At 65.8% G+C, this 14,597-nt stretch carries 11 protein-coding genes and 1 pseudogene; 6 read left to right on the top strand and 6 right to left on the bottom strand.

Annotated features, from left to right (window positions below; translation table 11 throughout):
- Positions 1-132 precede the first annotated feature (132 nt).
- Positions 133-1,542 (bottom strand): SLC13 family permease, encoded by a 1,410-nt coding sequence (locus QM841_RS32345; RefSeq protein ID WP_283335116.1) that lies wholly within the window; start codon positions 1,540-1,542, stop codon positions 133-135.
- Between the two features lie 296 nt (positions 1,543-1,838).
- Positions 1,839-2,312, bottom strand: a complete 474-nt coding sequence (locus QM841_RS32350) for an Lrp/AsnC family transcriptional regulator (RefSeq protein WP_283335117.1) — start codon at positions 2,310-2,312, stop codon at positions 1,839-1,841.
- Between the two features lie 255 nt (positions 2,313-2,567).
- On the opposite strand from QM841_RS32350, the gene leuC reads away from it, so the two are divergent.
- The 5 genes from leuC to QM841_RS32375 all read left to right on the top strand — a co-directional run bounded on the left by leuC (position 2,568) and on the right by QM841_RS32375 (position 10,361).
- Positions 2,568-3,974 carry a 3-isopropylmalate dehydratase large subunit gene (gene leuC, locus QM841_RS32355; protein WP_283335118.1) on the top strand — a complete coding sequence of 469 codons (1,407 nt, stop codon included), beginning with the start codon at positions 2,568-2,570 and terminating at the stop codon, positions 3,972-3,974.
- Positions 3,975-3,976: 2 nt separating this feature from the next.
- On the top strand, positions 3,977-4,597 hold the full coding sequence (gene leuD / locus QM841_RS32360) for a 3-isopropylmalate dehydratase small subunit (protein WP_283335119.1): 621 nt from the start codon (positions 3,977-3,979) through the stop codon (positions 4,595-4,597).
- Positions 4,590-5,369: an RraA family protein gene (locus QM841_RS32365; protein ID WP_283335120.1), complete on the top strand. Its 780-nt coding sequence runs from the start codon at positions 4,590-4,592 to the stop codon at positions 5,367-5,369. Before leuD ends, QM841_RS32365 begins: the two co-directional genes overlap by 8 nt.
- A 30-nt stretch (positions 5,370-5,399) precedes the next feature.
- The gene (locus QM841_RS32370; protein ID WP_502943298.1) at positions 5,400-8,909 is read left to right on the top strand and encodes an indolepyruvate ferredoxin oxidoreductase family protein; all 3,510 of its coding nucleotides are present in this window, start codon (positions 5,400-5,402) and stop codon (positions 8,907-8,909) included.
- Between the two features lie 126 nt (positions 8,910-9,035).
- Positions 9,036-10,361: a hypothetical protein gene (locus tag QM841_RS32375; RefSeq protein WP_283335121.1), complete on the top strand. Its 1,326-nt coding sequence runs from the start codon at positions 9,036-9,038 to the stop codon at positions 10,359-10,361.
- Between the two features lie 393 nt (positions 10,362-10,754).
- On the opposite strand, the gene QM841_RS32380 is transcribed toward QM841_RS32375, so the two are convergent.
- Positions 10,755-11,096, bottom strand: a complete 342-nt coding sequence (locus QM841_RS32380) for a hypothetical protein (protein WP_283335122.1) — start codon at positions 11,094-11,096, stop codon at positions 10,755-10,757.
- Between the two features lie 352 nt (positions 11,097-11,448).
- A complete protein-coding gene (locus QM841_RS32385; RefSeq protein ID WP_105422014.1) occupies positions 11,449-11,742 on the bottom strand; it encodes a hypothetical protein in 294 nt (97 codons plus the stop codon).
- A gap of 208 nt (positions 11,743-11,950) precedes the next feature.
- Here QM841_RS32385 and QM841_RS32390 point away from each other — a divergent pair.
- Positions 11,951-12,264 (top strand): annotated as a pseudogene (locus QM841_RS32390) (phospholipase D-like domain-containing protein); the annotation flags it as partial.
- 178 nt (positions 12,265-12,442) lie between these two features.
- On the opposite strand, the gene QM841_RS32395 reads toward QM841_RS32390, so the two are convergent.
- Complete coding sequence (locus QM841_RS32395; RefSeq protein WP_283335123.1) at positions 12,443-12,736, bottom strand: hypothetical protein; 294 nt, start codon at positions 12,734-12,736, stop codon at positions 12,443-12,445.
- A gap of 672 nt (positions 12,737-13,408) precedes the next feature.
- The gene (locus QM841_RS32400; protein ID WP_283335187.1) at positions 13,409-14,191 is read right to left on the bottom strand and encodes a DUF3109 family protein; all 783 of its coding nucleotides are present in this window, start codon (positions 14,189-14,191) and stop codon (positions 13,409-13,411) included.
- Between the last annotated feature and the right edge of the window lie 406 nt (positions 14,192-14,597).

A 14,597-nucleotide genomic window follows, 5' to 3' on the forward strand; every position in this document is an offset into this window, starting at 1 on the left:
TCCGAGATACAGGTACCTGCCCAGCGCTGCGAACTTGTGCGGAATCCCCAGCCCGGCGCCGGCTGCCCCTCGTGTGGTGGGCGGCCGGCGCGGCGGCTCAGTTGGTGGTGTCGGCGAGCTGCAGGGGCAGAACTACAGGGAGGTCGGAAGGACGACCAGGGCCCAGGCGAGGATCGGGGCGACGAGGACGACGTAGCCGGTGTATTTGAATTGTGTGCGTTGGAATTTGTTGCGGTCGGGGACCTGGGCGTTGGCGAGGACCATGACGCCGTTGCTGGACAGTGGGCTCACGTCCACGATCGTTGCTGCGAAGATGACCGCCGCGACGAATCCGATGAGGCCGATGTCGCCGGCGAGGAGTAGCGGAGCCGCGAGTGGGAGGACGATGCCGATGGTGCCGATGGAGGACCCGACGGCGGAAAGGACGGCGACGGCGTAGCACAGGATCAGGGCTGTGAGCAGCGGCGAACTGAGTGAGGCCGCCGCATTGCCGAGGAAGTCGACGGTGCCGTTCTCGTTCAGCACGCTCATGTAGGTGAGCATTCCGGAGACCAGGAGGACCGCTGACCACTGCACGTTGTTGACAGCCGTTTTCAACTTGTTCGGTGCCAGGCAGAGCAGGATCGCCGAGATGACCATGGAGCAGACGCCGATGTCGAGTTGGAAGGCTGCACCGCCGACGAGGAGAGCGAGAATGCCGACGATTGTGGCGATCCGCATCGGGGTGAATCCAGTGGCTTCGAGTTCCTCGATCCTGCCGGGCGTGACCTTCGGTTGAGCGGATCCGGTGGTCGTGGCCGTTGTAGCTGTCCCCGGGCGGGTTGCGGTGGCGTTGCGGCCGGTCGGCGCTCCCGTGGTGACGAGTTGACCGCCCCGTGGCGGTGTTTCGGCCGTTTCGGCGGTGTCGGTGATGCTGTCGATGTCGATGTCGATGTCCTGTTCACCCGAATGCATCAGGTCGCGTCCGCGCACCAGGAAGATGGCGACGGCGAACAGGAAGTTCAGCCCGAGGGGGACTGCGTACAACACGAACGGGTTGTTGGGCAGGCCGGCGGATTGCAGCCAACCGTTGGTGAACGCGCCGTAGACGGTGACCGGGGAGAAGGCGGCGCCGAGCACGCCGTGGCTGATCATCATGCCCATCAGCAGCGGATCGATCTTGTAGCGCTTGGCGATCGGCATGGCGATGGGCGCGAGCATGCCGACGGCAAGCGTGGATCCCATGGTCATCAGGCCTGCGCCGAGGAAGAACATCAGCCACACAATGGCCCAGCGCTTGCCGCGGACGAGCCTGAGTGCTCCGCCGATCATCAAGTCCGCGGTGCCGTTGAGCTGTGCGATCCCGAACAGCAGGGTGATCCCGATGATGGCGATGACGATGTTGCCGGGGAAGAAGTCGAAGATGTCTTCGAGCGCGATTCCGGAGACCCAACCTCCGATCACGAAGGCGGCGGCGAATGCCAGGACCCCCATGTTGATCGGGGTCATGGTGGCGATCGCGAACAGCGCTACCAACGCCGCGATCGAGAGGAAATAGAGCATGGAGGTAACCCTTTCGGTGGTTGCTCGGTTTTCCGAGCACGCCTTCCGGTGACGAGCCGGGGCGGTGAGCCGACTGCGGGCGGCGTCGCGGTCGGGCCGGGCCCGTCGGGCGACGGCCCGCACCCGCCTATTGAAGGGTGATGGCTGTCACAGAAGCAACCCGCTTGGCGAAAATGCATCCAGATGCTCACCGTGGATCTTCGCCGCCGCGCGAAATGAAGCCAATGGCTCAGAATTAACCGCCTCTGTTGGTTCGATGCTCACCGGTCATGCGCTACCACGGCCAAAGGTCCGGATCAGCGCTCCTGGCGAAGCTTCTCCACGATGGGGATGGTTCGCGGCCAGATCCGCCGGCTCAACACGATCTCCGAGCGCGTCCGTAGGACCCCGTCGGTCCTCATGACCGCCTGGAGTACTTCCTCGAAGTGTGAGTTGTCCCGGGCGACGAAGCGGCACAGCAGATCTCCGTCACCGGAGACGGTGTTGGCTTCGATCAATTCCGGTATCGCGGTGAGGCGGTCGAGAGTGCGGTCGATCTCGCTCTGAGCGATGTGGACATGCACGAAGGCCATCACGGTGTACCCGAGGGGGGCGGGGTTGATCTGCGGGCGCCAGCTGACGATGACGCCCGTCTTCTCGAGTTTGGTGATCCGTGCCTGTGCCGTGTTGCGAGCGATGTTGAGCCTGCGGGAGTACTCGCGGACACCGGCACGGGGTTCTTCGACGATCAGCCGAAGGATGTCGAGATCAAGCTTGTCGAAGCCGTCCATTGCTACTCCTGTCGTAAGGGTCCGAAACTAGGCCGAATGCGCAGTCGGCACCGCTCTCGCCCACCTGTGTTGAGCATTTGGCAGCAAATTTCGGAGCTGTGTTTATCTCACGGTACATGTCTGCGTATGTTGTGGGTCACATCGAGTACCGCGGAGATCGGGGATCGATCGAACCCGCATTTCGCCGCCGGCCGAGAGCGGCACGGCTGTCCGGCCGGCGCGCTCTGGAGTAAATGGAAGGGACAGGCACTGAACATGGGCCACACGCTTGCGGAGAAGATCTGGAACAGCCATCTCGTGCGATCCGCCGAGGGTGAGCCGGATCTGATCTACATCGACCTGCACTTGCTGCACGAGGCAAACACCCCGCCCGCGTTCGCCGGACTACGAGCTGCGGGCCGCACAGTGCGCCGCCCCGAGCTGACCCTCGGCACGGTCGACCACAACAACCCGACCGATGACGAGTTGCGTGACCTTTCAAGCGCCACTGCCATCCGGCAGATCGACCATATGCAGAGAAACTGCCACGACTTCGACGTCGAGCTGTACACCCTCGGTGACCCCTTGCGGGGTATCGCACACGTCATCGGCCCCGAACTGGGTTTGACCCAGCCCGGCATGACGGTGGTGTGTTGTGATTCGCACACCAGCACCCACGGCGCCTTCGGAGCCCTCGCATTCGGTATCGGAACCAGCCAGGTCGAACACGTCCTCGCCACGCAGACACTGCCGATGACCCCGATGAAGAACATGCGCGTGGTCGTGGACGGGATGCTGCCCGCCGGTACCACCGCCAAGGATCTGATCCTGGCGATAATCGCGCAGATCGGCACCGCCGGAGGCCAGGGTCACGTCATCGAATACCAGGGTGAGGCGATCCGCGCGCTGTCGATGGAAGGTCGAATGACGGTGTGCAACATGACCATCGAAGCCGGGGCACGCGCAGGACTGATCGCACCCGACGAGGTCACCGTCGAGTATCTGCGGGGACGACCACACGTGCCGTCCGGTGCCGTCTTCGACGAGGAAGTCGACTACTGGCGCACCTTCTACTCCGACGACGACGCCGAGTTCGACAAGGAAGTGCACATCGACGCCTCCGCCGTCGCGCCGCGGGTGTCCTGGGGCACCAACCCTGCACAGTCGGTTCCGCTCGACGGCGTGGTGCCGGCACCCCATTCGTTCCTGGACCCCGTCGCCCGCGCGGCGGCGGAACGCGCGTTGACGTATATGGACCTCGCCCCCGGCACCGCCATGAGGGCGATCGAGATCGACGCCGTGTTCATCGGATCGTGCACCAACGGCCGGATCGAGGACCTGCGGGAAGTCGCGGCGGTGTGGCAGGGACGACGGATCGCCCCCGGCATCGAGGTCCTGGTGGTGCCGGGATCGGAAACGGTGCGCGCCCAGGCCGTCGCCGAAGGACTCGACGAGATCTTCACCGCGGCCGGGGCGTCGCTGCGCTCGTCGGGATGCTCGATGTGCGTGGCACTCAACGACGACCGGCTGCGTCCAGGTCAACGCGCAGCCTCGACGAACAACCGGAACTTCGAGGGCAGGCAAGGCCGCGGTGCGCGAACGCATCTGGTGTCACCGGCGGTGGCGGCCGCCAGCGCTGTTACCGGCCGACTGACCTCTCCCACCGACCTCGAGGAGCGCTGACGATGGACAGTTTCACCGAGCACACCGGAATCGCCGCACCCCTGCGTCGCTCCGACGTCGACACGGACCAGATCTATCCGGTGGGCTTTTTCACCGGGGACTTCGACAACGGGCACGCGGACGCACTGTTCGGCGAATGGCGAGCCGACCAATCCGACTTCGTCCTCAACCAGCCCGAATACCGCGACGCGACCGTCCTGGTCGCCGGAACCGACTTCGGTACCGGGTCCTCGCGCGAATGGGCGGTCTGGGCCCTGCGGGACTACGGCTTCCGTGCCATCATCGCGCCCCGGTTCGGCGACATCTTCCGCGACAACTCGCTCAAGAACGGCCTGCTCACCGTGCAACTCCCCGCCGATGTGGTCGAACAGATCTGGGACAGCATCGAGGCCCGGCCCGGCACGGCCGTCACCGTCGATTTGGTGCAACTGCAGGTCCGTGTCGGCGAGGTGATCTACCCGTTCGAGCTGAACGAGAACGTTCGGTGGCGCCTGCTCAACGGCTACGACGACATCAGCCTGACCTTGGCGCAGGTCGCCGACATCGACATCTACGAAAGTACCCGGCGGCGCACCCTTCCCGTCGCCCGCCGCATCACCCTCCAGGAGGCCCGCCGTGCCTGACCTCTCGACCGTCGAAGATCACCACAACCGACTGACCGGGACCGTTCCCGAATCGAAGATCCGCACCACCGAGGTCCCGCGGTACGACACCGACTTCGCCGCGAGGCTGCTCGCGATCCCCGACGTGTCCTCCGCCGTCGCGGACGCGCTCGATGAATTCGGTGGCGGCGCCGTGCTCGACTCCACCGCCCTGCAACCGCTGGCGGCGGGAGACACGCTCTGCGGACCGGCAGTGACCCTGCGCTATATCCCCCTGGGGGGCGACGTGAGCAGCGTCCGCGACAGTAAGTCCTGGAACGGCGCCGGGGACCGGGACGTGTACGGGCTCGGCCGCCCCGGCGACGTCGCGGTGATGGACTGCTCGAGCTCACGCGCGGGGGCGGTGATGGGCACGTTGTCGGCTCGGTGGGCCCTCAAGGCCGGCATCGCCGGCTGCGTCGTCGACGGCGCGGTCCGTGACAGCGCCTCCATCCTCGACACCGGGTTACCGGTGTGGAGTGCCGCGCGCCGCCCCAACTCCGCTCGCTACCGGTACGAAGTCATCGAGCTCAACGGTCCGGTGTCCTTGTGCGGCTACCTGGTCCAGCCCGGGGACTACATCGTCGCGGACATCGACGGTGTCTGTGTGATCCCGTTCTTCGACGTCCCCGGGGTCGTCGAGTTCTGCGAGAACGCCAGCGCCACCGAAGCCGCCTTCATCGACCGGATCGACGCCGCCTCGTCCCTGGAAGAACTCGTCGCCGGCCTCGGTTCGGGTCACGCCCCGGCGTGACCGGGCGACACATCATCGAAGGAAACCATCTTGTCCTCCACCCTGCACAGCCCCGCCGCCACCTTCTCGCTCGACGACCGCTACGTTCTCGACGAGGGCACGATCTACCTGACCGGCATCCAGGCTCTTGTCCGCACCCTGCGTGACCGGGCGATCCTCGATCGCCGCCGCGGGCACCGCACCGCCTCGTTCGTCTCCGGCTACGAGGGCTCGCCGCTGGCCGGTTACGACCTCGAAATCGGGCGCAAGCGCAAACTCCTCGACGGGTTCGACATCGTGCACCGCCCGGGGGTCAACGAGGAACTGGCAGCCACCTCCGTCCTGGGCACCCAGATGGTGCCCCAGGTCGGACGGATGCGGCCGGACGGAGTCACCGGCTACTGGTACGGAAAATCGCCCGGCCTCGACCGCGCCTCGGACGCCATCCGGCACGCCAACCTCATCGGCACCGACCCCCGAGGCGGCGCCGTCGCCCTGGTCGGTGACGACCCGGGTGGTAAATCGTCGAGCCTGGCCTGCGCCTCCGAAATCGCCATGGCCGATCTGTTGATGCCCACCCTCTACCCGTCCGACCCGCAGGAGGTGCTGGACTACGGACTGCACGCACCGTTCCTGTCCCGGTTCACCGGACTGTGGTCGGGGCTCAAGTTCGTCACCGCCGTCGCCGACGGCGCCGGCACCGCGGTGGTGCACCCCGACCGGATCGACCCCAGCTTCGGAGACCTGGGACCGAGCACCTACGTACCCAGCGCGAAGCTCGCCGGCCCCAACCTGCTGACCCTCGAGCGCAGCCAGCTCTACGACCGCCTCCCGCGCGCCCTGGACTACGCGCGCATCAACCACCTCAACCGCATTGCCGCCGCCGGACCCGACGACCGCATCGGCATCGTCACCTCCGGCAAGACCTACCTCGACCTGCGCGAAGCCCTCATCGTACTCGGACTCGACGACACCGACCTGCGCCGCTTCGGCATCCGGATCCTCAAGCTCGGCATGATCTACCCGGTCGACCCGCAGATCGTGCACACCTTCGCCGACGGCCTCGACGAAATCATCGTCGTCGAGGAAAAGCGCGCCTTCATCGAGACCGCGGTCCGCGACATCCTCTACCCACGGGCGAACGCCCCCAGAGTGTTCGGCAAGACCGATCCCCACGGCAAGCCCCTGGTCAATGCCTTCGGCGAACTCGACGCCGATCTGATTGCCGGTGCTCTGGCCCGCCGCCTCGGCGACGAGTACGACATCGAACCGGTCCAGCGCTGGCGCGAGCGGCCCAAGACCTCACGGATCACGCTGCCGCTGCTGACCCGGACACCGTATTTCTGCTCTGGGTGCCCGCACAACTCGTCGACGAAGGTGGCCCCGGACAGCCTCGTCGGCGGCGGCATCGGCTGCCACGCCATGGTGTTGCTGATGGACGACAAACAGGTCGGCGATGTCATCGGCTTGACCCAGATGGGCGGCGAAGGCGCTCAATGGATCGGGATGGCCCCCTTCCTGGAAGAAAACCACCTGGTCCAGAACGTCGGCGACGGCACCTTCATGCACTCGGGCAGTCTGGCGCTGCGCGCCGCCGTCGCCTCCGGTGAGAACATCACCTACAAGCTGCTCTACAACGCCACCGTCGCCATGACCGGCGGCCAGGACCCGGTCGGCGCCATGCCACTCGACCGTCTCACCCGACTTCTCCTGGCCGAGGGCGTCCACAAGATCGTCGTCACCACCGAGGACCGTAACCGGGTCAAAGCCCTGAAGCTGCCCCGCGGGGTCGAGATCCGCGACCGCGACGACATGGTGCAGGTGCAGCAGGACCTCGCCGCCGTCTCCGGTGTCACGGTGCTCATCCACGACCAGGAATGCGCAGCAGAGAAACGCCGTAAACGTAAGCGCGGCACAATCGACACCCCCACCACGCGGGTGATGATCAACGAACGCATCTGTGAAGGATGCGGAGACTGCGGCGAGAAGTCGAACTGCTTGTCCGTGCACCCCGTCGACACCGAGTTCGGCCGCAAGACCGCCATCCACCAATCCTCCTGCAACCTCGACTACTCGTGCCTGAAAGGTGATTGCCCCTCGTTCGTGACGGTCACTCCCGGTCCCGCCGAGCAGCGCACCCCCGTACCTGACATCGCACCCGGCCTGGTTCCGGAGCCGGAACTTGCGCCGGTCGGGTCCGAATTCGGAATGCGGCTTCTCGGTGTCGGCGGCACCGGCGTCGTCACCGTCTCGCAGATCCTCGCTACTGCCGCAGTGCTCGACGGCAAGTTCGTGCGCAGCCTCGACCAGACCGGTCTCGCGCAGAAGGGCGGCGCCGTCATCTCCGACCTCAAGCTCAGCGACCGCGCCTTCGAAGCAGGATCGAAGATCGGTCAGGGCCGGTGCGATCTGTACCTGGCCTGCGACTCCCTCGTCGGAACCGACCCGACCAATCTGAAGGTCGCCAACCCCGACAGCACCATCGCCGTCGTCTCCACCACCGAGATCCCCACCGGGCAGATGGTGGTCGACACCACGGTGCACTTCCCCGAGTTGAGCACGATCCGCACCGCCATCGACAGCGCCACCCACCGGTCCGTCTACCTCGACCCGGCCGGCCTGTCGCGGGATCTGTTCGACGACGAGCAGTACACCAACATGCTCCTCGTCGGTGCGGCCTACCAGACCGGTGTCCTCCCGATCTCCGCCGACGCCATCGAGCGGGCGATCACCCTTAACGGTGCCGCAGTCCACACCAACGTGCAGGCCTTTCGCCGTGGCCGCCAGGCCGTTGCCGACCCGGCCGCCCTGACCGCCGCCATCGAGAGCACCCGGCGCGCCGTCTACACCCCGCCGGCGCCGTCACCTCGAGCACTCCAGATTGCGGCCACCGTCGCTGCTGCCGATGACTCCGAGCTGGCGCGACTCGTGTCCCTGCGGACCGCGGACCTGATCGACTACCAGGACGCGTCCTACGCGCAGCAGTACGCCACCTTCGTCGAACACGTGCGCGCGCAGGAGACCACGCTGATCGGCGGATCCACCGCGCTGACCGAAACCGTGGCCCAGCACCTGCACAAATTGATGGCCTACAAGGACGAGTACGAGGTCGCGCGCCTTGCCCTCGACCCCGCCTTCGACGCCGCGGTCACCGATGCCTTCGGCCGCAGCGCGAAACGGTCGGTGCGCCTGCACCCGCCGATGCTGCGCGCGATGGGCATGAAGAACAAGCTCTCCCTCGGCTCCTGGGTCAATCCCGGCTTCAAGACCTTGCACCGGCTGCGGCGAGTCCGCGGCACCAAACTGGACGTCTTCGGCTACCACCACATCCGCAAGATGGAACGCGAACTCATCGTCGAATACCGCCAGATCATCGAGCGGCTCCTCGTCGACCTGACCGCAGCATCACTGCCTGCCGCCGTCGAGATCGCCGCCCTGCCCGACATGATCCGCGGCTACGAGCAGATCAAGGTCGGCAACGTCCACAGCTATCACGACACCCTGACAGGGCAGCTCGCCGAATACCCACACCAGTCCGCCGCCGCCGAGCTCGCCAGCTGAGCCTCACGTGCCGCGACCGCGACGACGGTCCCCGCCGAGCAGGCAGGCGAACACGGCGCAGCTTGTGGGCAGCCGTCTCGGCCGAATCCTGAGTTACGGTGAACACTGACTCGCCGAGGGGGCAAAGTGGTCAAGGACGGTGCTCGCAGATGGCGCGACAGCAGATGGTTCGACGTTGTCGTCATCCTCTCGACCATCGCCGCCGGAACCGTGGTGGCCGGCCTGCTGAACGACCCGGGGCCCAATGAGCACACCACCGACGGCGCGTACACCTACGCTTTCGAACCCGCGCCGTACCCGGCGCGGATACCGGGGTGCGATGTAGTCGAACCGCCCTCGGACCCTGAACGCGTCAACTTCGCCACCGTCGGGCCCGGCGAGTACGACAACCCGAAATATCCATGGTTCTCGGGGGCTAAGGCCGCGGCGATGACACAGGCCACCGTCGATGCACTCCCGGACTCGGTGGAGCTGGTCTTCGCCAGCCCACGCCAGTCCCTACAGTTCGAGCCGATCACCGATGTCGACCCCGCCAACTTCCCACAGGAGGAGGATGCAGACCTGTTCAACGGGTCGACAAACGCCCGCGGCTCGCTGGTCCGAGACGGACACGTCGGAACCTTGACCGTCGATGTCCAGGCCTGGAACCGTCCCGTCCTGCCGTGCGTGACAGGAGCGCTGGATCGACGCGACACCCGCCCGGACGGCACGGTGCTCGACACGCTGGACACCTGGTACGAGATCAACGGCGTCCGCACACTCGAACGCACTGTCGACGCGTACCTTCCCGACGGCACCCGGATCGTGGCCACGGCCAACGACGCCGACAACACCGACCCGAGGGCAGGCAGCCGCCACAGCGGACAGATCCCGTTGACCCTCGACGAGCTGACCGCGATCGCCACCACCCCCTCCCTGGCGGTCACGGCACCCGTCATCCCGGCCGTGCCACTGATGCCGTCCTGCGGGGCCTTCACCGATTGGAACGGCCCGGAGCTGACCCGGGACAAGGTGACCCGGCTCGACCAGGCACTCGAAGCCCGGTGGGCGAGCATGCCCGGCAACAACGACCTCACCCTGGATCGGCCGATCGGATCACTCCGCTTGACCGACGCCGGAAAAGACAACGTCTGCGAGGTGCTCACCGTGACATCGGCCACCGGGGCCGCCGGGCGCCTCGACATCGTCGTCGTCAGCGGTCAACCCGCGTCCTCACGCCAGGACGAGTACCTGAACGAGATCGACCCGAACCGCATCACGACTGTGTCAAAAGAAGGGTCCACCCTCACCCGCGGGTTCTACCCCGCGCACGGCAGCGCCTACTTCTCGATCACCCGTCCCTCCACCCAACAGATCATCATCAGCACCACCCCCATCAAGGGTTCCACCGTCCCGATCACGTTGGAACAGATCGAATACCTCGCCACCGCAACCGAACTCGACCTGAGCTGATAACCCGTCGGAACGGGATTCGCACACACCGTGGCAGCCAATGCGACCGGCTGACCACGACCGTCGGTTTCGTTCCCTGACGCGTCGGAAGACGGATGCCGGCGGACAAGCCAGCTGGAGAATTGAGCCGGTGAACAGGGCATACGAATCCAACGCCCCGCAATTTCACCGAACTCGAGTTGACTAGCTGGTGGGCGCTCAGCGAGTACGCTAACACTGCAACAGGGGTCGCGACAGGTCCCACATTGGAGGGCACACCATGCGGTGGGTTTCGCTTCCTCGTTCGTCCTTCGCCTGGACTGCGGCGTCCGTGGCCATCCTCGCTGCACCGCTCGGCTCGTCCGCTGCGGCGACCGCGAACCCGCCGCCGGTCCCGGCGACGACAACGATGTTTCAGGCCCCGGTGACGTTCGTTTCTGCTTGTAGCACAGTGGGATTCAGATGCTGGGTACCGTACCTGCTGGCAACCGTGACTCCGTCCGCAACAACCGGTGCACCCGGCATGGTGACTTTGGCGGCAGAGCCCTCGAACACAATCGCGATCACCACGCTCGACTGTATCGACGTATCGGTGAACTGGCGAAACCTGACCACCGGCGCCACCGGCACCACCGTGCTCCGAGCCGAGCGGCCCGTCGACTTCAGTCGCCCCATCGCGCCGGACGAGAGGTGCCGATATACCCCGGCGACAGTGGGCACCGGCAGCGGAACAGTCGTCGCGACCGCCGATGTCAACGCCCACGTCCTGCCGCCCGCGAGCGACCGATGGCCTCAAGTACCGGTCAACCCTGGGTTCGGATCCTTCCCGGTTCCCTAGAGCGAGTCGACATTGTGTGTGGGTCGGTAGCAGCTCACTCCGGACGATCCCCACGTGGTTTCCGGCGCGTAGTACACGGCGAGTTTCCCTGCTACGTACCGCATTCGTACCTGCCGGGCGCCGACGGTATCTACTGGATTCGTAGACGAGGATGAGCCCACAAAACCGCTTCTACCAGGACTGACGACACGTCCCTCCCGACGAGAGTGCCCCGCATCGACATCGATGCGGGGCACTTGGCTCAGAGGGGACAGCGGAGGCTGCCGACGGTTAGCCGCGAGAGAGTCCGGGCTGAATCTGGATCTGCCCCGGGTTGGCCTTGGTCTTGCCGACCGTCCATTCGCCGTCCGCACCGCACACCAGGGCACCATTGCGATCACCGGGCTTGCCGTACGTCACCGTCTCGTTGCCCTGTGAGTCCGTGTTCACGATCGGACACGGCCCACCGGTGGGACCGTTCGGACCGATCGGCTCGGCCTGAGCGACGGACGCCGCCCCGACGGCACCCAGGACCGAAAAGGCAGTGAAGGCGATAGCGGCAACGGTTCGGCGGGCGTTGATCATTCAGTTCTCCTGAGGATGTCGGGGAAGTGCGTCGGTGACAGGTACAACTCTGCCCATTCCAGCGCCCGATCTGAAGCCACCCCAGGGGTTCGTTCGCCCACCCCAGGGAGGGAAACACCCCACCCCAACACGATGTAGAAGCTGACCGGTCGATATTGAATCCGGATATACCGAGCCGGGCATTCACACCCCGCTACCGTGTCCGGGTATGGGGACCGCCTTCCACGGTCCGAGTCCGTGGCCGCACATCACCCGCGCGATCCGTACGCGCGGGCCCCGGCATGCCGCGATCGCCCACCTCGGCCAGGACGCGCCCACCCTGCCGCTGCGCGCCGGGGACGTCCTCGTCGTCAACGCCTCCCGCGCAGCCGTACGGGCGCCCTGACCTCCCCTATTGTGCTCGCGTACTACGCGGACGCCGGGGTTCGGGTGCTGTCTTCGCCGAACCTGCACGCCAATGTCATCGCCACCGACCGGCGGGCAGTCATCGGCTCCGCCAACGCCTCCCACGGCTCCGCCCTCCCGAGCGCCAGGCGGATGGGGTCCGGCCCTGACCCCGAGTGCGGTCGGGTCGAAACGGCGGCATCCGAGGTCGCTGCTTATACACGACATGTTCCGGGCGCGGCCGGCAGATCGAAAGCCGGGCGCCAGGCAGACCCGTCGCTCACAGATGGAATGCGGATTCGGCAGGACGAAGTGGTTACGTCACCTTGACGCTCCCGGTGAAGAAGAACGGGGCCACACTGCCGAAGCAGAAGACGGTCACATTGGACTCCGACGCAAAACCGCCGATCCTTCCGACGCCGGCTTTGAATCCGAAATTCGAGTCAAGTGCAAAGCAATTCCAGCTCTCCCCCGGCGGTACCGCAATGCTGATCTCGCCTGTACCGCCCGCGGTGACAGTAGGTGCCGCCGTTGCGGTGCCGGCCCCCACGAGCATCACGGGGGCGATGACGGCTGAGGCAACAGCTGTGCGCAACGCGATCTTGTTCATCGTGCTCACCTTCGATTCTGAAAAAGTCCCGACTCGGATAGGGAACGGTGACGCCGACCCCACCAGGGAAGCGACGATCGGATCCACCGCCTACTTCGCATATCGCATCAACACCCGAGAAGTTTCACCAATACGACAATCTTCTCGAAGTCGAAACTTGAACAACCGACCAATTCAAATGGACAAGTAATCTAATTCCGACGGTTTCTGATTGAACGGGCTCGAGCAAGTACCCTATTTATTTCGCGAGCCACATTCCGACGTGTCGGCTGCCAGCCTCGGCGGCAAGCCGCTGCTCGGTAGTGCAGCACGTCATCGAGTCATCGTGTGCTGCCGCCGAATATAGGCCCGCGGGAAGTCGTGCGGTTCCACGTAGCAGGCACGTCTGGCCACCACCGGTGAGCCCCCAGCCTGTGGAACGTGTCTGCTGCCCGAGCGACCGGACGCTCTAGGAGGTAGTACCGGACGCCCCGACAGCTTGGCGGTTGGGCCGAAATGCGCACCCCGGGAGGCACACTCAACATCAGTCGGGATTGGCCGACGACGGCCCGATACCCTTCGCGGCGGATCCCGGAGGTCCCTGCCCCGAACACTCGACACCAGTCGCGATCGGAGAGCCTACTTGGCAACCACGCTGCCGCCGGGGTCGACGTTTTGGGGAGCGACGCTCCGTTACTGGGAATTCTTTTCGGCGACCGCGGTCGCCGGGTGCACGGCAACCAACCCGAGGCCCGCCCTGCGCTTGCAAAGCTTCGCCAACTCGGCGTACGCGGCCTTGCCGAGCAACTCGGTCAGCTCCGGCGCATACGACTGCCACACCGGTTTCGCGCCGACGTGCGCGTCCGGCGAGCCGGAGCAGTACCAGTCCAGATCCGCGCCGCCCTCACCCCACCCACGCCGGTCGTACTCGCTGATCGTCGTCTTCAGGACCTGCTCGCCGTCGGGTCGCTCCACCCATTCCTGGGTGCGCCGGATCGGCAGCTGCCAGCACACGTCCGGCTTGACCTCGAGCGGCTCGATGCCACGCTCGAGCGCCATCGCATGCAGTGCGCACCCGATGCCACCCTCGAAGCCGGGACGGTTGAGGAAGATGCATGCACCCTTGCATCGGCGGGTCCGCAGCGCCGGCTCGTCGTCGAGCTCGTCCTCCTCGATGTACCCCTTCTTCCCGAGACCCTGCTTCATGAACTGCCAGTCCTCGGGTCTGAGCAGCTTCACCGACCCGTGCAACCTCGCGACATCCTCCTCGTCCGAGAAGAACGCGCCATGCGAGCAGCAACCGTCGTCGGGTCGACCCGCGATGATGCCCTGGCAGGCCGGGGTGCCGAACACGCAGGTCCAGTGCGAGAGCAGCCACGTCATGTCCGCGGCGATGAGATGCTCGGCGTCGTCGGGATCGAGGAACTCCACCCACTCCCGAGCGAAGTCGAGCCCAACCTCGGGGCTCGGCGTCATCTTGGGCGACGGCCCCGGAATACCTGCTGCCACAAACCCCCACGGTAGCCGCCCCCCATAACAACCAAGGACTGATCCGATCCCCGTCCGAGAGCAAATAACGCACCACAGCGGTGATATGCCGACGATCAACCCCAGTCCCGGCGCCGCACATCGGAAGCGACGGTGAGCGGCATGGCCCAAGACGCCCGGCACCCGGTCAGCCCGCGACGACCGTTCCAAGAGCCCGCGGGGCGCGACTACCCCATGTGGAAGCGCAACTCCCCCAGTGTGTCCTCGCCCGACCCAGGGTAGGCCGATGGTCATCGGAGCCAGGGTGTGGCACAGGCAGTCGCGGGTCGGACTCCTCGGCCGTGCTTTCTGGATGAGATGCCAACCTACTAACGGGCGGTGTCGGCCAACAAGG

The organism is Rhodococcus sp. IEGM 1307 (assembly GCF_030056915.1).
In the GTDB taxonomy this organism is placed as follows: Bacteria; Actinomycetota; Actinomycetes; order Mycobacteriales; family Mycobacteriaceae; genus Rhodococcus_F; species Rhodococcus_F opacus_D.